The 17,427-nt window shown below is 34.7% G+C and carries 12 protein-coding genes and 1 tRNA gene; 2 read left to right on the top strand and 11 right to left on the bottom strand.

Features of this window, described 5'->3' with window-relative positions; all coding sequences use genetic code 11:
• Window positions 1-49: 49 nt before the first annotated feature.
• The 3 genes from P176_RS0107620 to P176_RS19985 all read right to left on the bottom strand — a co-directional run bounded on the left by P176_RS0107620 (window position 50) and on the right by P176_RS19985 (window position 4,341).
• Window positions 50-1,372, bottom strand: a complete 1,323-nt coding sequence (locus tag P176_RS0107620) for an HTTM domain-containing protein (RefSeq protein WP_026754140.1) — start codon at window positions 1,370-1,372, stop codon at window positions 50-52.
• Complete coding sequence (locus P176_RS19145) at window positions 1,365-2,297, bottom strand: bifunctional riboflavin kinase/FAD synthetase (protein ID WP_051605428.1); 933 nt, start codon at window positions 2,295-2,297, stop codon at window positions 1,365-1,367. Before P176_RS19145 ends, P176_RS0107620 begins: the two co-directional genes overlap by 8 nt.
• Window positions 2,298-2,388: 91 nt before the next feature.
• Window positions 2,389-4,341 (bottom strand): M43 family zinc metalloprotease, encoded by a 1,953-nt coding sequence (locus P176_RS19985; RefSeq protein WP_026754139.1) that lies wholly within the window; start codon window positions 4,339-4,341, stop codon window positions 2,389-2,391.
• Window positions 4,342-4,746: 405 nt separating this feature from the next.
• On the opposite strand from P176_RS19985, the gene P176_RS20815 reads away from it, so the two are divergent.
• Entirely contained in the window at window positions 4,747-4,809 is a 63-nt protein-coding gene (locus P176_RS20815; protein ID WP_156033225.1) for a hypothetical protein, read from the top strand.
• 57 nt (window positions 4,810-4,866) lie between these two features.
• Here the strand turns inward: P176_RS20815 and pth are convergent, their stop codons facing one another.
• The 3 genes from pth to P176_RS0107595 form a co-directional block, all read right to left on the bottom strand.
• Window positions 4,867-5,433, bottom strand: coding sequence for an aminoacyl-tRNA hydrolase (gene pth, locus P176_RS0107605; RefSeq protein ID WP_156032978.1), 567 nt, complete (start codon window positions 5,431-5,433; stop codon window positions 4,867-4,869).
• A 177-nt stretch (window positions 5,434-5,610) separates the two neighbouring features.
• Window positions 5,611-6,273 carry a 50S ribosomal protein L25/general stress protein Ctc gene (locus P176_RS0107600; RefSeq protein WP_026754137.1) on the bottom strand — a complete coding sequence of 221 codons (663 nt, stop codon included), beginning with the start codon at window positions 6,271-6,273 and terminating at the stop codon, window positions 5,611-5,613.
• Between the two features lie 25 nt (window positions 6,274-6,298).
• Entirely contained in the window at window positions 6,299-7,240 is a 942-nt protein-coding gene (locus P176_RS0107595; RefSeq protein ID WP_026754136.1) for a ribose-phosphate pyrophosphokinase, read from the bottom strand.
• A 143-nt stretch (window positions 7,241-7,383) separates the two neighbouring features.
• On the opposite strand from P176_RS0107595, the gene P176_RS0107590 reads away from it, so the two are divergent.
• Window positions 7,384-7,463: transfer RNA gene (locus tag P176_RS0107590), tRNA-Leu, on the top strand.
• 158 nt (window positions 7,464-7,621) lie between these two features.
• On the opposite strand, the gene P176_RS0107585 is transcribed toward P176_RS0107590, so the two are convergent.
• The 5 genes from P176_RS0107585 to P176_RS0107565 all read right to left on the bottom strand — a co-directional run bounded on the left by P176_RS0107585 (window position 7,622) and on the right by P176_RS0107565 (window position 17,345).
• Window positions 7,622-9,586 carry a DUF3857 domain-containing protein gene (locus P176_RS0107585; RefSeq protein ID WP_026754135.1) on the bottom strand — a complete coding sequence of 655 codons (1,965 nt, stop codon included), beginning with the start codon at window positions 9,584-9,586 and terminating at the stop codon, window positions 7,622-7,624.
• Window positions 9,587-9,589: 3 nt separating this feature from the next.
• Complete coding sequence (locus P176_RS0107580) at window positions 9,590-11,527, bottom strand: DUF3857 domain-containing protein (protein WP_037349203.1); 1,938 nt, start codon at window positions 11,525-11,527, stop codon at window positions 9,590-9,592.
• Window positions 11,511-14,786 (bottom strand): tetratricopeptide repeat protein, encoded by a 3,276-nt coding sequence (locus tag P176_RS0107575; RefSeq protein WP_026754133.1) that lies wholly within the window; start codon window positions 14,784-14,786, stop codon window positions 11,511-11,513. Before P176_RS0107575 ends, P176_RS0107580 begins: the two co-directional genes overlap by 17 nt.
• 354 nt (window positions 14,787-15,140) lie before the next feature.
• Window positions 15,141-16,529 (bottom strand): exonuclease domain-containing protein, encoded by a 1,389-nt coding sequence (locus P176_RS19135; RefSeq protein ID WP_051605427.1) that lies wholly within the window; start codon window positions 16,527-16,529, stop codon window positions 15,141-15,143.
• Between the two features lie 45 nt (window positions 16,530-16,574).
• Window positions 16,575-17,345, bottom strand: coding sequence for a LexA family transcriptional regulator (locus P176_RS0107565; protein WP_026754132.1), 771 nt, complete (start codon window positions 17,343-17,345; stop codon window positions 16,575-16,577).
• Window positions 17,346-17,427: the final 82 nt, after the last annotated feature.

Raw genomic sequence — 17,427 nt, 5'->3', positions numbered from 1 at the left:
GTTTCTGAAATTTTCGTTGGAAATGTGAGACTGCGAATTTAGCGATTTGTCACTTATTTTCGTCTGGTACGGATGGTAAAATCCAATCATTATGCCTTAAATGTTGCCATTCTACTGAAGACAGGTCTACTTTAGGATCAATTAATGGCTGACTTTTCTTCCCGTTCACACTTATATAGGACCGTACGTACACTTCTACGTCTTCTCCTTTTTCGGCATAAATAGACTTTAGGCGTTGCGCAAATTGCCAAATCACGTCTGGTTTTGAACTGGCAGAGCGTATCTGCTTTTTGGTAAGGTAGTCACTCATTCTAATCGGGGTCACTTTACCTGTTGTTTTGTTCACTACCCTATAGCTCGTGCTACCACTTTTAGAGCGCAGCATCATGCGCCACGAGAGTCTGTGGCCTTCTTCTGTCCATAGCACATCATCGGGCAGGAGGTGCTGTCTTAGAGGCAATACGGCCTGGATTATAAAATATGCGGTAAATAAGGCCATAAAGACATTGGCGTGTCTGGGCGCTTTTATTTCGGCCGCGTCATAATAAGGTTTTCGTTTTAAAAATATTTTGTGAACGGTCTTTGGGCCAAAAAAGAACAAAGCAAAAGCCAGGGATAAGTAAGGGAATATACCTACTTGAAAAACAAAGGAATTGAATAGATGAAAGAAAATAGAGGCAATAAACGCAAATTTTCGGGTTGGTTTCCAAAGTAAAAGTGGGATCACAAGACCGTCAAACAGAATTCCACCATAGGCAATTAAATAGTGTATCCAATGCTGTTGTAGCAGGTCTCCAATGAGAAAATAGTCTTTCTTGCTCTTCATTAAGAGCTCTGGCACAGTGAGATTAAGCCAATCGGGATATATCTTGGCTTTGGCAGCATAGGTGTAAACAATAACCATTTGTATGATAAATATCCATCGGCACCAATTAGGCATCGAGACTGATTTTAGACTTGGATTTTGCCTAGCATCAACAGAGCAATATTGATGAGCGGGAACAATGGTCATCATGGCACTCAACAGCATCAATAAATAATAATGGTTATTGTAAGATGTTTTTTGCATTAAGTATACGGCGCTCCACATTACAGTAAAAGACAGCATGCTCCATCTGTACTTGTAACCTATCATGACCATCAATCCAAAGAGTCCCATAAGCGCATAGTAGGCGTACATCCAATTACCGGGTAAGGGTTGTAAAAACTCAAATCCAATAAAATTAAATGTAAAATCAGGCTCAATTAAGGTGCGTTTGATCCAGCCTGTAAATATGGCGCCAACACTTTCTAGAAAAATTAGAGCACCAAAAATAATTCTGAAGATTACTAATGCGCTATTGTCTATATGTTTAAAAAGAAATTTACGCATGGGTTTTAATGAAGTGTTTGGCTTCAACTTTATCTTTGTCGAGCTGTAATTTGAGTTGCTCTAGAGAGTTAAACTTATGCTCATCTCTAAGTCTCAAATGCATTTTAACGACAAGTTCTTTTCCATAAAGATCTTGGTCAAAATCAAAAAAATGCACTTCTATAGATTGGGTATTTTGATTGTTAACGGTTGGGTTGGTGCCTATATTCATCATCCCGTAAACAGGTTTTGAGTCAATCTCTGATGAGACAACATAAACTCCATTTTTAGGAATAAGTTTGTATTTGGCTTCAATGTGGATGTTGGCAGTAGGAAATGAGATGGTTTTGCCTAAACCTTTTCCTTTAATAACTTGGCCTGTTAAAAAGAAGGGATAGCCTAAATAAGAATTTGCCGTTTGTAAATCGCCATCAAGCAAAGCCTGTCTTATTTTAGTAGAACTTACGGCAACCTCCTCTATGTCCTGTGCGGGAATTTCGGCGACTTCAAAATTGAATTTTTCTCCAAAAACCTTAAGATCATCAATATTTGCGCTCCGGTTTTTGCCGAAGTGGTGATCGTATCCAATGATAACGTGTTTCACCTTGAGCTCCATTACTAGAATCTGCTCAACATAATCTAGAGCAGACAAACTAGAAAAAGCCTTTGTAAAAGGCTTTACAACCAATTGATCCAATCCAAAACTTTTGAGCATAATTTCCCGCTCTTCAATGGTATGTAAAAGTTTAAGATCATAATCTGGCTGTAGCACCATTCTTGGATGTGGAAAGAAAGTAAGGATGACAGATTTGAGCCCTTTTGAATTAGCGACAGAAATTATTTTCTTGATAATTTTTTGATGACCAATATGAACACCATCAAAGGTGCCTATAGTCGCCACTGCATCGCCAAAATTATGTGATTTGGAAGTATTTGAAATGCTCACCCTTCATTTTTTTGTAAAAGTAGCTATTAAAGGGATTAAATTAAAAAGAGGGACCAATTTAATAGTCCCCCTCTTATAAATTATGTAACTATTATTGTTTGACTAAGCGCAATACATTAAAGGATTGTTCTTTTGTAAGCTTTATAAAATATACCCCATTGCTAAAATTAGAGGCATCAATATTTAAATCACTTAAATCTCGTATTGTTCTTTTGCTTATAGATTGTCCTAGCATATTTATAATTTCGAAGCTATCTGGTAAATTGATGGTGTTCGATAATTTAATCTCTACAAAATTATTGGAAGGATTGGGAAACAAGTACATATCATTATTACTAAAATAATCATTTACTCCAAGTGTGTTTGCCACAAAACTAAAGTTGTCTTGACTATCAAAATTGCCACCCTCAAAAATTATGTTTCCATCTATATCATTTTCTCTCAACTCGAAAGACCCTAGTCCGTATAGACAGCAAATACCATCTGAGGCCGCATCATTAATTACGAAGCTATAGCATTCTCCCTCATTGATTGGTATGGTTGCAGTAAAGATTGTATTGTCTTCAGAAGTGCCATTGTAAGGTCCGCCCGAAGCAACAACTTCACCTGACCCATTGGTAAACTCCCAAACGGTTTCATCCGAATAATCATCAGTAGTTATTGAAAAGAATAAATTTTCAGCTCCTACTTCCGTAACTTCTGTAATCTCAAAAACACTGCTATCGCTATCATTACAAACTCTTTGATCGGTATTTGTTTGAATGACAGACGCATCTAAAATATTTACTCCTAATGGACCATCAATCTGAGGGAGATTAATGATTGTGGATACTCCTTGCGCTATGGAGCCTGTCCAATTTAAGGTAGTACTAGCTCCTTCATTAAAAGAATAATTAATAGTTGCAGAGGTCAATTCTTCTGTACCATAATTGGTCAATTGAACGTTAGGGACTTTTGAACCACAAACGTCATCAAAACCTAAAATTTTAAGGCTAGCATCATAGGAAACTTCAGGCAAAGGAATTTCAGGAACATCACTCGAAACTAATCCAGATCTAGAAGTAGATAGAACGGCTTGAATTCTTGAATTTTGACCATTGGTAAAAATGTTCATACAAGCATCATCAGAATAATCCATATAGTTTTCAATTGGATCATCACCTGTGGCGGCAGGACAAGTATCTGGAATAACACTTGGACAACCATAGTTCGGTCCAGCTTCAAATGGCGTGTCGGCTACCAAATCGCCTTGAGGCCCACAACCTCCTTGAAAGGTGTGTAAAAGCCCCAAATAGTGGCCAAGTTCGTGTGTGGTAGTTCTTCCTAGATTATATACACCTCCTATGTTAACTCCCGCGGCATCATTAGAACCAAAATACTGATATCCCATTACAACGCCATCAGTCATTGGATCTCCACCAGGAAATTGTGCGTATCCTAATAATCCACCACCTAACTGCAAGACCCACATATTTATATATTTCGAAGAATCCCAAATGGTAGCGGGTTTTATGTCGCTATCAATATCACCTCCTCCATTGGGAAGAGAGCTTCTAAGCACGCGATGTATACCATTGGTTGGATTACAATCAGGGTCTTCTTGAGCCAGAAAAAATTCAATTTCAGTATCTGCCCCTAAAGGATCTGTATTAAAACCATTAGTCCCCTCTAATTTTCTGTAATCCTCATTTAGCACTTGTATTTGAGAAAGTACCTGAGCTTCTGAAATATTGGAATTAATCCCAATGGGTTCTCCTGCATGAACTACATGAACAACTATAGGTAGTCTTACGACTAAACGTCTTTCGTTTGTGTTTGAAATTTGTTGTATTCTTTGTTGGATTGTTTCTTCGAAACGCTCACTACCCATCATTTCTGGGTATTGTTTTAAGAGTTGCGTATTATATTCATCTGAGGCACACTTGATGATTCCATTCACTGGTTCTGGAAGATTTTTAAAAAAGTTTGTTTTTTCTTGAGCGTTGATGAGAACTGTACCGAAAATGAAAAGAAGAAAAAAGAAAAAGAGGGTATTTTTATTCATAGAATGGATTAATTAAATTAAAAAATAATAGCTTTAAAACTATGAATTTTTTTCAAGTAAAAAAAATTTTACTAGTTTCTTGATAATTGAGTTATTTTTAATTACAATATTTCGTCGGTTTTTTAAATTTAGATATTGATAAGTTGAGAGAAATAGTGTAAGAAAAACATTAGAGAAGTCAATTCATTCAAAATTTCAATGTGACAGTTGCATTTATCAACTTTGATGATGTCATGAAGGAAGATCGCATTGTTGAAACAGCTATATTTTTTATCTGATTAGGAAGTAAATAATCATTCAAAGATAAAGACATATTTAGGATGGATAATTGATAAAAATTGAGAAGGTATTTGGCTTAACGTTACTTTATAAAGATAAAAGCAATAATTTCTAATCTAGACAGGAATGTATTTAGTAAATGTAACAGATGGTCAAAAATCATCAACTAAGAAGATTATTATTGAATAATAGTGAGCTGTATATATGTTAATTAAAAAGAGAGAGCATAACCGATCTCTCTTTTTTTTATGCACCATTATATGTGTTCATAGTGTTATTAACACCCGCAGTTCCAAAAGATTTTATAAGTTCTACAGATTTTTGAAGCCGTGTTTTAAGCGCTTGGTTTTCTTCATCGGTCCACTCTCCAAGCACATAATTAACTTGCTTTCCTTTGGTGAAGGCGTCACTAATGCCAAATCTAAATCTGTTATATTGGTTGGTCTGAAGCTTGTCTTGTGTGTCTTTTAAGCCGTTATGGCCGCCGGCACTCCCTTTGGTTTTAAGTCTAATGGTTCCAAATGGAAGGTTGAGGTCATCTGTAATTACTAAGAGGTTTTCTAGAGGAATCTTTTCTTTTGTAAGCCAGTATAAAATAGCTTTACCACTAAGATTCATATAGGTGTTTGGTTTGAGTAAGATAAAGGTTCGGCCTTTCAGTTTATAGGTCGAAATGTCCCCTAATTTTTGAGTTTCAAAAGTAAGGTCTTCGGCTTGAGCAAGCGCATCCAAAATCTTGAAACCAATATTGTGTCTTGTATTGGCGTATTCTGCACCGATATTTCCTAATCCGACAATTAAAAATTTTTTCATGGGTGTTTCACTTGCTTTTGCTGTGGATTCCTGCTTAGCGCTAGGATTCAAGATTTTTATTAATTTTTTAAGGTAAAATATCATGACAGCTATTAAGTTTCCTAAAATAAAAAAAGCATTCTAAAACTCGAAATACTTCGGTTCAGAATGCTTTTTAATGAGATTGATAAATGTCTATTACTCCTTAACAGCAGCAACATCATCTGTTTCAGTTGAAGGAACATCTCCTTCAGCTGTTCCTTCTGCTCCTTCTTCAAGATCTTCATCTTCATCTTCGTCATCAATAACGACAGCTGTTCTTGCAGTTTTAATCTGGCAAACAACAGTGTTATCAGTGTGAAGTAGTGTATAATCGCTACCTTCTAGAGAGGTAACAAATAATTTGTCACCAATTTTTAGAGGCGTAATATCCGCTTCTAAGAAATCAGGAAGGTTTTTAGGTAAAGCTTTAACACGTAGTTTACGTCTGTTTCTTCTAAGAATACCACCGGCAAGAACTCCTTTAGAAGTACCAATAACGTGTACTGGAATGTTCATTGCAATTTCTTTGTCTTCGAAGAGACGGTAGAAATCCACGTGAAGGATTCTGTCGGTTACAGGGTGAAACTGGATGTCTTGTAATACAGCATCATAAGTTTCGCCATTGTCTATAGCAATCACAACTGTATGCGCATTAGGCGTGTATACTAGTTTAGAGAATGCCAATTCTGGTGCAGAGAAATGCATAGTTTGGTCTCCTCCGTATAATACGCAAGGAACCTGACCAGCATTACGTAAGGCTTTTGTTGCTTTCTTGCCCACGCTTTCTCTTTGAGATCCATTGATTGTAATTGATTTCATTGTTTGTGTTTATATTAATATTTAATTACATTAAAAATTTTGAGCTGATAGATCTGTTGTAATGCACATTATGCATTACGCCTGCAAAAAGATCGGCACAGCTAAGTACTCTTATTTTATCGCTTTTTTGTTTTAGCGGAATAGAATCGGTGACGATCAATTCTTCTAATTTAGAGTTCTCTAGTTTTTTATAAGCATCACCAGATAATATAGGATGGGTACAAATCGCTCTTACGCTCAAAGCACCTTTTTCCATCATAAGATCTGCAGCTTTGGTCAACGTCCCAGCGGTATCTACCATATCATCTACTAAAACAACATTTTTTCCTGTAACGTCACCAATAAGTTCCATATGAGAAATCACGTTAGCCTTAGCGCGTTGTTTATAACAGATAACCACATCGCTTTCTAGTGCTTTTGAATAGGCATATGCTCTTTTAGAACCACCCATGTCTGGAGAAGCAATGGTTAGGTTATCTAATCCTAAATTTTTGAGATAAGGTAAAAAGATGGTAGATGCAAACAAATGATCTACAGGTTTTTCGAAAAAACCTTGGATTTGATCGGCATGCAGATCCATCGTAATAATACGGGTTGCACCTGCGGCTTCTAGCATTTTTGCTACTAGTTTTGCAGCTATTGGTACTCTCGGTTTATCTTTTCTGTCTTGTCTTGCCCAACCAAAGTAAGGTAAAACAGCTGTGATGTGTCTTGCTGACGCACGCTTTGCAGCATCAATCATCAAGAGCATTTCCATTAAGTTTTGCGGACCAGGATGGGTTGAACCGATGATAAAAATTCTCGTACCTCTTATAGATTCTTCATAAGATGGTTGAAATTCACCATCGCTATAAGTAGAGGTAATTACATTGCCTAAAGGTGCACCAAAGGTCTTCGCAATTTTTTCTGCGAGATCCTTACTTTGTGTACATGCAAAAATCTTTGCTTCTGTAGCTGCTTCTGGCATAGGTAATGGTTTGTTTTAAAACGAGTTAATCGGTTTTCCTGAAACGAGGTGCAAATTTATGAATTTATTCCAACAGAAAAAGTAAAAAGCTAGTATTTTTGATTGTTTGTAATAAATAATTTTATAATTTTGCAGTCCGAATTGCTCAAGTGGCGGAATTGGTAGACGCGCTGGATTCAAAATCCAGTTCTTCGGAGTGCGGGTTCGATTCCCGCCTTGAGTACAAAAGGCTTTAGCAGAGATGTTAGAGCCTTTTTTTTATGGGTTACACTTGAATAAATATGTTTAGATGATATATGACTATTTTTCCTAACTTTTTTAGGCCTTGATCTAATTTCTATGGTGTTTTTTTAGACTCTCCTTTAACACAGCAAAAGGGATTTAGATAGGTTCTAGAATTAATGTTACTTTATTAAAATCGGCAGCACTATTAATTACTGATCTGTATTGCTCATAAACTTTAGTTTCAATATGGTTGATCTTATAAAATTCATCGGCTTTAATACTGAGTATATTATCATTTAAAGAGTATGAGGACTCAAAGCTCATCAGATCTTTTCCATCTATAGAATAACTTTTTTTAATTGAAATATCTTTAAGGTTAACTATTTTGTAACCCTTTGGGATTTCTAGATTAATAGTTCTAATATAGCTTCTTTGGAACTCGTTTTCGACCGGTAGTATTCTCTCTTTCTCTTGATAGAGCTCGGACTGCCTTCCTATCAATTCTCCTATTTTTATTAGATATTTTTGCCCAGCTTTTTCAATAAAAGCTTCGGAATTAAAATTAATTATAAACTTAAGAGGTTTTATGCCAAATAGCTCAGGACTCTCATTTTCTATAACCTTCTCTTTGATAATGGCGTTCTCATCTAGGTTTTTGGCGTAGCTTTCTAAAACCTCCTCTTTATCCTCTGGGTTAATCAAATTCATGAAAGGATGCAAATACATGGCATAGTATCCACTCATTTCCTTTTCTAATTGTATATCTAAAATAGATAGGTCTTGATCGTCAAAAGAGACGTCAATGATCATCTTATCTATACTCTTTTCTGCTTCTATAGACTTTATGAAATCGATTTTTCCGACGGCAGATTTGAAATCACCTATGGCTACCTCTGAAATAAAAAGCCCATAAGTGTCAGTTAAATAGCCTGGGGGAAAGGGGTATCTAGAATCTGTTTCTGTAGGAGATAAATATTTATCTGTTTCAGGAAAATAAATCAGGATATCTCTTAAAAAATTATTAGCCTCAAAGGATTTGTCAAAGTTCATGTAGTCTCTGTCGCAAGTATATACGAGTTTATATTCAATTTGAAGTTGTTCTAAAAGCGCTACATATAATTTGACAATACCACTCTCGTTTGCTACTTTGTCTTTTAAAACATCGCTAAGAGTTGCTAATTTCTCATTCTTTCCTTCAGTAATAAAAAAGTTGGTTTTTAAATAAAATTCAATAGCGCGTATTTTGGTATCTGTTTTATCACTGTCTTTAAGAACTATATTTTTTAGGTTCTTTTGTAGTTGAGACCGGGTTTTTTTTGGAATATCTTCTTTGTAAAACTTGTAAATGTTTTGAGCAACACTAGCATATGAGCTTATTTCTTTAACATTGGTGGCAGTGTTTTCATCTAAAGCATAAATTAAAAATTTTTTACCTGCTTCATAGGCTGAAAGAGATTCTGGTTCCAATAGTTCTACTTTTGGAATTTCTAAATACCAGCGTTGTTTGTTTTCTATTAATGTGTCATGTTTTATTTCATTCAAGCCATTATAGCTTTTAAACTTGAACAATAAGTTATTCGGGGAATAAACATCAAATTCAATATTATTTTTTGTGAATGTTGATTGAAAATCAATACGATTTCCGCTATAAATAGGATAGCGTTTCACAACGTAGATATATTCTATAAATCCGCCCTTTTCTATTCCTTCAAATGCAAAATACTTATATGTTTTATTGGTTTCTTCATTTGTGGCCGTCAATATTTTAGACTCATCAAGATTAATAATCGTTCCATTTTTTGTAATAACCCTAGCCTTATTTAGCATTAGTTCTGAACTTGAAGAGTAGGGCAGGTATACCTTATTATAGGATTCTATGGTTTCGTCAGAATTTAAAAAATACACCTTATGTTCTAAAAAATATTCTATCAAACCACCCTCATCATTGAAATAAAATTCTGAAACGGTTTTTTCCTTAAGAGAAACCATATCTTGATCGGCTAAGTCCTGGTTACTGTATGTTGGTTGGTCTTCCCAATCATAATTCTTGTAAAAAGGTTGAGCGCATAAAAGCTCTGTATTTATAATAAAAAACAGGACTATGAATGAAAAATACTTCATGAGTTAGGATTTTTTAAGAATGACTATGTCTTTATAATTTTTTTCTACCAGCTTAATCGCTTTATTGTTTTCTTTCTGCTGCTGACCATTAAGATTCAAAAATTTCATCTCAAGCTTATGCTCGTACGTAATGGACGTTTCATTGATTGTGTAGCTTATTGAGCAATTAAAATAATCGGTTTCTAAAGCAAAATTCTCTGGGATATATTGTACACGATATCCCTCGGGGATGTCTAAGATGGTTGTGTATTCATAATAGGCTTGATATTTCACTTCGGAGTCATTTTCTCTATCATCCTCGGTTCTATAAGCGGATATATCTTGTTTTAGATTTAAATTGATATATATTTCATCGTTGAAATTTTTGGTATAATCCCGTATATTAAATTTGTAATCTACTATTAGGTTATTGTTATAGTCAAATTTGTTCTTTTCTGAGATACTGTCTATTAAAAACTTGTTGTTTCCCTTGCGTAGCTTTCTGTTGTAGTATTCCTTTATTTTATTAGTTGTGTTTTCATTTTCTAATTGATTAAAGAAATCAATTTTATAGTATCCAGAAAGCTCTGTAGTGCTTTCACCTTTAAGTTGATCTCCGTCTATATAGAGTTTACTCAATTCTTTAAAACTATTAGTCTTTGCGGGTACAATTGGAACGGTCTTAATTTCAAATGATTTAGGGTCTTTTGAGATTAAAGCTTCTTTACCTTGAATAAAAGAGGATGGCATGTCTATAGGTAAATAACGTCCGGTAGCATCAAGAAAGTAGGTTTCGTTATCAATAGCTATAGAGAGAATCATGTGATTATCAACCATAGGCGTTGGAACTTGATTGTAAGTGTAGGGAATTGTTCTAGTTCCTATCCAAGTTAAATTTCCTTCTAATCCAGCTATTTTTAGCATTTCATACAAAATACTTGAATTGTCTTTACAATCACCATACTTTTTTTTAAAAACATCGTTCGCCTCTCTTGGGATAAAACCGCCTAAAGCATACTCAAAAGCAATATATTTAATGTTTTTCTGGGTCCAATAATATATCGCTTTAGCTTTTTCTAGATCTGTTTTTTTATCCTTAATTAAGTTATTAACTAGAGCAACGAGCTGCTTGTCTGTTTCAGACTTATTAATATCTTTTATTAGAGAATAATACCAACTATAAAGGTCTGAAACATCTTTTAAAACATTAATTGTCTTGCCTTCTGATTTATAACTTGAGATTATAGGTATAATATGTGGTAAGAGGCGATTGTAGCTAGGTATGTTCTGCTCACTTTTAAATTTATCAATATCTGAAAGCTCCCATGTGTAAATAATGTTGCCTCTTTTTTCTTCTTTTTGAAATTTAATTTTATAAGCCTCGGTGTTAAATTCTTCAAACCGAAACTCAATGTCCTTATCTGCTATTAGAGTTACTTTTTTATGTTGAATTGGAAAAAAATCACCAAAATATATAGGACTTAGAAATCTCGGATTTTTGACAATTTCTGTATATTCTAGCTTAGTTTTACTCCCGATAGATAAATTGGGATAAATAAAGTTTAAGGATTTGCTGTCGTCATGGAATGAATTTTCTAATTCGTCCTTTTCTACAAAATCTTCTACCTTGTAGGTTTTGTACTTTCCATCTTTATATTCGTAAGAGGTGGCTTCTACCGATTGTAACTCAAAAAAAGAAGAAAAATTTAAAGCTCTTTTTGAACCGTATATTGCAGATTCATCTAGAAACAAATCTTCTTCAATAAAAGATTGTGCAATCTCCAAATCATTGTTTTTTAATTTTATGGAGATTACTTCCTCGTCTAATAATCTCACGATGTTAGACTCTGGATATTTTTCTTTATTAGTTTTAAATTCAGCAGAATACTGCGAGTAGCCGTTAAAACAAATGAGGACTAGAAGTATCAGGGAGTAAGCGTCTTTCTTATTTTTTAGTAGCATAGATGGAGCCGTTTGAGTAATATTCTGTATTAGTAATTTTACCTGTTTCATCGTAATATTTTGCTTCTCCATGTTTTTCGTTATTCACGTAGGTTACAGATTCTTTGACTTGACCGTTGGAGTAGAATTTCTCTGAAAGGCCATGACGCTCTCCATAAACCATAGTTTCTTTAGATTTTATTTGTCCGCTTTCATAGTAGCTTATATCCGTACCATTAAACTCATCATTATCGTAATGAGTTTTGTTGTCAATTGCTCCATTATAATAGTAGGAATAATAGTCGCCTTGCAAAAGGCCATTTACATAAGACATTGTTCGAGAAGGTTTGCCATTATCATATAGTGCTTCTATCTTAACCGTGCCATTAACAACGGGAATAGGCTCTTTTTCTGATCCCTCCTTATTTAAATATGTATAAGCTACCAAATTGTCTTGGTCATAAATGCGTATGAGTTGGAGCTGACCTGATGGGCTATAAAACGATTTTTTTCCATGTACAAGGTCATTTTTGTACTCTGTGGAGTTTGAGAGTTTTCCGTTTTCGTAGTAAGATAGCCAAGTTCCTGTTTTTTGACCAAAATCATAATTGTAATCATCTTCAATTTGACCAGATTGATAATAATATGCTATTTTACCATGACGACTACCGTTTTCATAGTGTTCTTTAACCCTTACATTTCCATTTTCAAAAAACCATTTCCATTCGCCTTGCATATTCCCGTTATTATAATTCCCCGTAATTTTTATATTTCCGTAGAAATCATAATAGATATACTTGCCGTGCATTATTCCATTAATATAATTGATCTCTGTTTCAGGTTTTCCATTGATATAGTGGGTGGTTAATGTATAGGTGTTATTGTCTTTTTGTAAGTTGAAGGTTTCTAAAAGTTCTCCTTTATGGTCAAAAAATGACTCTTCTAACAATGTCCCATATTCGTAATTTGTAGTACGTTCTAAAATACCATCTACCCTAAAATCTTTCTGAACACCATGAAATTCTCCTTTGTGATAAAAATTGATGGCATCTAAAGTGCCATCCATAAAATAAAAGCGCCATTCACCGTGAAGTTCATCGTTTTTGTACCAACCCTGGGTTTGCATTTGTCCGTTTTTATAGAAATCCTTAAAATAAGTAGTCCCTGTCTCGATATCAACGTCGGTAAAAGATTTTATTGACCCTGAAGGATAGTAGGTCTTGTGTTCGCCGGTAGCAACATCTTCTATGTATTCACCTTCTTGTGTTAAGACTCCGTTGTTATTATAAAATTTCCAAGGTCCGGTTTTGCCTCCTTTTACATCATAAAGTCCTTCTGCGGCTTTTACAGCATTTGGATGATAGCCTTCGTAAAAGAACTCGCCTCCTTTTTTTCTTCTGTCAGATAAAATATTACCCTTTTTATCATAAAATTTATAACTTATAATTTCTCCTTTTCGATATTGAAATTCTGAAATTAAAATCCCATCAATGTCATAAGTTTTATAAAGATCATCTAATTCGCCGTTATTATAGTTTAATTCAGATTTTAGAATGCCATCTTCATAAAAAAATCTCCACGGGCCATCAAAATAGCCATCAACGGCTTGACCAACATTGTCTTTATTGCCATTACTATGATAATTAATGTAAGTGCCGCTGAGCTGATCATCTTTATAGTTAGCCTCTAATGATTTGTTTCCATTAGGGTGATATCTTATTTCTTTTCCATTTCGCAAGCCATCTGTAAAATTAATGACAGAATAGATGTTTCCATCTGCATAATACTCTGTGAGATCCCCTGCAATATTGCCTTCTTCGTAGTTTGCGTCAAATTCAACTAAGGATTCACCTACATCAAAAAATGCCAGGTACTTTCCTTCAAGCTTCCCATTTTTGAATTGTTTTTTTTGCTTGAGCCCTCCCTTTTTTAGATAATATTTATACTCTCCTTGATACTCCCCGTTTTCTGAGTTTGCTAACACATATGGTTGGCCATTATCATAAAAAAGTTTATTTTTTCCGCTTGTCTTTCCATCATCATAGTAGGCGATTTCTTTTATCTGTCCATTGTCATAATACCAAATCCATTCTTTTTCTCGCTTTCCTTTTTCATTATAAAATCCCTTTCCTGAAAGTTTTCCGTTATCGTTGTAAAATAACCAATCACCAACAGAAATATCGTTTTTCATTGGGCCAGCCGCCTGATATAATCCATCAGCATAATAATACGATATTTTATCATTACCATTTTCAGCTAATATTTCATACCATTTGGGAATGTATATTTTTATAAACTTTTTAATATCATCGTCATTTTTGGAAATGATTTTTATATACTCTTCATTTTTAATAGTATAATTTATGGTATAAGTGAACTCATCGAAATAGTCATTTTCGCTTATCCAATTATAAAAGGGTAAATAATATTTATCCCAAAATCCGCCATTGCCCTTAATAGTCTTTAATTGCTCTAAAAGAGCGTGATTTTGCTTCACAAGTGGAATAGTAATGCTATTTCCTGTTGTATAATTTTCGTTTAATACTATTCTATTGTCCAAGATTAGATTGAGTTCAGTAAACGCATCATCATCTGGAGACACAGATAAATCGCTGATGGGGCTATTCTCATTCTTGTTAGCTGCAATTTCATTTGCATATTTGAGCAATGCAAAAGCTCTTTCTGTATCAGGTTCTAGCAGTAGACTCATATTATAGCACATCAGCGCTTGTGCCATTAAATTTTGTCTGTAACATATGCTTCCCAGTTTTAGATGCGCGTTTCTAAATATGGGATTATAAATTATGGCTTTTTGGTAGGCTTCGATAGCTTCTGGAATTTTATCAAGACTCTCCAGAGCAATTCCTTTATTATACCACAGTTTAGAGTTGGTTGGAAATAAGGCGATTCCTTCTTGATATACTTTTAACGCTTCTAAAAAATTATTTTGACTAGAATAGCTTACCCCTTTATTCATTAAGAAAAATAGCTTTGAAGAACTATCACAATTTTCTGCTAAGCCTTCATTGGTTATTGCAATTGCTTCATCATATTTTTCTTGAGCTATTAAATAATAAGATTTGGTAGTGAGTGTTGAGCAGTAAGTAGAGTCATTCTTATGAATACGATTTAACTGCCGTAGAATTTCATCATAATCTTCTTTTTCTTCACTTTCTCTTACCAGATCAAATATTATCTCATAATCTAAGTAAGGAAGTTTGTCTTGACCAAATAAAAGGGTGCTGCAAAGAATGCATAAAAGAGCCAGGTAACGTTTCATTAGTTTAGGGGTATTCAATTTGAGGACAATATAATATAGTTCTTAAAATTATCATAAAAAAGAGTAATTTAACTTACTAAATTTTTATGTTTTTTAGTGTAAAAGCTTAGATATCAATATTTAATATGTGTCAAAATGATACCCTGTATTTTTTTGTCTCAAATTCCCATGATTACAAGATCACAGTTTTAAAATCGTTCTTTAAATTTTAATAGTTATTTATAGCCCTATCTCAGATCTGATTCCTTATAACGGTTAAGCATGATGAGAAGATATATTTTGCTTCAATTCAAAAAAAAAAGGAGATTTTGAATGGATGCAGGCCTGGTAATTTTCTTTTTAAAAGAATTTATATCAAAACTCTACCGTAGGCATACTACTAATATCCTTACTCATCGCTTTAATCATTTCCTTTTTTAAGATGCGCTGTACATCACCATTATCTTTTTGTTTGATGAGATGATGTTCTAATGCGTCATTATGTGAGATTTGGATGTCTTTATCAATAAACCCGTAGCCTTGATATAGCCCGTCCTTGACCATAATAAAGGCATGCTCTTCATCGTGTCTGCCGTTCTGTTTGATCACCATGTTTTGAGACGCACTTGATATATGATCAATGGCCAATTGCACCCGTTCATTATAACGCTCAACCGTCTCTTCTGTTTTGCAAATACCGCGACAGGTATCAATCCAAAAATGAGAACACTCTTGAACATTTTCTTGCAAGTGGCAGTATTTTGGGCAAAGCTCAAACAAAGTGCACAACTGTTCCAAATACAAACGGCAGTCTCTTAAATTGTAAAAGGTGATCAAGGGGTTTGGAGCCGATTTGAAATTATTAAAAGCCAAGTGCCAAATACCTCCTCGGTCTTGATAACTAAAAACAGCAAAGCTTTTAGTAGGTCGTTTTGAGGCCTTATTGTATTGAGGGTAATAGTGTTTTATGGCAGCATCTTCCATAAGCAAGGCGATAAGTTCGGTGCCCGACAATTCAAAATCAATATCTGCGGTTTCCCTACACAAATCGAGTTCCTTGTCAGACTTATCGTAAAAATGCCCTAAGACTCGCTTTTTAAGATTTTTTGCCTTACCTACGTAAATGACTTTTCCGTTTTTATTTTTGAAATAGTAAATCCCAGTAGCATTAGGGATGGCATTAAAGATAGCGCTAGGCAAATGTGGTGGGAGCGTCGCTTCTTTTGAATCCCGTTTCAGAAATTTTGTAAAAACAACTTCAGAATCCTCATGATTTAATAAACGCTCAAATAGAATCACCGTGGCTTGGGCATCACCTTTTGCCCGGTGCCTATCTAAAATTTCTATAGATAAGCTATTGCACAATTTGCCTAAACTATAGGAGGGGAGACCAGGAATTAAACTGCGCGAAAGTCTTACAGTGCATAGTTTTTTTCTTCGGAAATCGATACCAATGGCTTTGAACTCGTTGCGGATGATGTTATAGTCAAAATTGACATTATGGGCCACAAAAATGGCGTTTTCTGTTAAGCGCAAAATGTCATCGGCAATCTCCTCAAATAGGGGTGCATCGGCAACCATACCATTATCAATACCAGTAAGTGCGGTGATATGGGTTGGGATAAGTGCATTGGGATTTACTAGAGAAGTAAACTCATCAACAACTTGGGTTCCATCATACTTAAAGATGGAAATCTCTGTCATTTTATTGCCTTGTCCTGTCGTTTCTACATCAATGATGGTGTAGATCTGTTTATCTGCCATCTGTAAATTTAGTAATTAGGGGGTTCGTTTTTAAAACCATAATGCTCATGCCATCTTTTTTACAGCTTCAAGTTCTATTTTGAGTTCTTGAAACATGCTCATAATACTACTCATTTTTAGCTCCTTTTCATCATATTCTTGAGTGTTGATACAGCAGGTAAATTCCCAGAGCTCCAATACATTTTGAATGGGGACTTCATAAGGCTTGTACACTTTATTGTCGCTGCTTAGAAGTAACGATTGTTTCTCATTAATAAGATTTTGCACACGTTTATAAACTAAACCGTCTTCTTTGGTTAATATAATGTAGGTTCGGCCGTTTTTAATGTCATTAACATCTTCCATGAATTTAGCCACAATAAACGAGCCGTCTTTTACCGGTAACATCGAGTCTCCCTTAATGGGAAATGCGCGATGAGTTCCCGTTGGTAAAAAGGGCAGTTTTATTTTTTGAAGTTGCTCAATATATTCGGGATCATCATAACCAGATAAGTAACCTGCAGATGCTTTAGCAGGAATAATTTCAATGAGATCTTCGTTGGCTTCGCTCACCGTTATTGGGAATAGTACCCGCTGACTCCCAATTTGGATAAATGAGGTGTCCTTCGCTTTGCGTAAATCATTTTTCACCAAAATATCGATAGGGAGCTTAAAATAGTTAGAGAGGTCTATTAATCGGTCAATAGGAGGTTCAGAACGTCCCTCTTCGTAAGACCCTACCATAGAGCGAGACCATCCTAACTCATCGGCAAAGCGCTCTTGGGAAAATTGTCTCAGTGAACGTAAGTGTTTGATATTAGCTTGTATATTCTTCATTTTTATAGAAAAAGCAACTGTTTTTTTTAGGGGATAAATTCCTTTTTATCAGGTTTACTACAAATGTAAGCAATACCAACTA

It is taken from the genome of Sediminibacter sp. Hel_I_10, assembly GCF_000688335.1.
Classification (GTDB): Bacteria; Bacteroidota; Bacteroidia; order Flavobacteriales; family Flavobacteriaceae; genus Psychroserpens.
Note: the sequence above shows the minus strand (reverse complement) of the source record. Positions and strands in the feature narration are given on the sequence as shown.

Coding starts and splice junctions, on each gene's coding strand:
- P176_RS0107620 (WP_026754140.1), bottom strand. CDS start 1,372: ATGCGTAAATTTCTTTTTAAACATATAGACAATAGCGCATTAGTAATC.
- P176_RS19985 (WP_026754139.1), bottom strand. CDS start 4,341: ATGAATAAAAATACCCTCTTTTTCTTTTTTCTTCTTTTCATTTTCGGT.
- pth (WP_156032978.1), bottom strand. CDS start 5,433: ATGAAAAAATTTTTAATTGTCGGATTAGGAAATATCGGTGCAGAATAC.
- P176_RS0107600 (WP_026754137.1), bottom strand. CDS start 6,273: ATGAAATCAATTACAATCAATGGATCTCAAAGAGAAAGCGTGGGCAAG.
- P176_RS0107595 (WP_026754136.1), bottom strand. CDS start 7,240: ATGCCAGAAGCAGCTACAGAAGCAAAGATTTTTGCATGTACACAAAGT.
- P176_RS0107585 (WP_026754135.1), bottom strand. CDS start 9,586: ATGAAGTATTTTTCATTCATAGTCCTGTTTTTTATTATAAATACAGAG.
- P176_RS0107580 (WP_037349203.1), bottom strand. CDS start 11,527: ATGCTACTAAAAAATAAGAAAGACGCTTACTCCCTGATACTTCTAGTC.
- P176_RS0107575 (WP_026754133.1), bottom strand. CDS start 14,786: ATGAAACGTTACCTGGCTCTTTTATGCATTCTTTGCAGCACCCTTTTA.
- P176_RS19135 (WP_051605427.1), bottom strand. CDS start 16,529: ATGGCAGATAAACAGATCTACACCATCATTGATGTAGAAACGACAGGA.
- P176_RS0107565 (WP_026754132.1), bottom strand. CDS start 17,345: ATGAAGAATATACAAGCTAATATCAAACACTTACGTTCACTGAGACAA.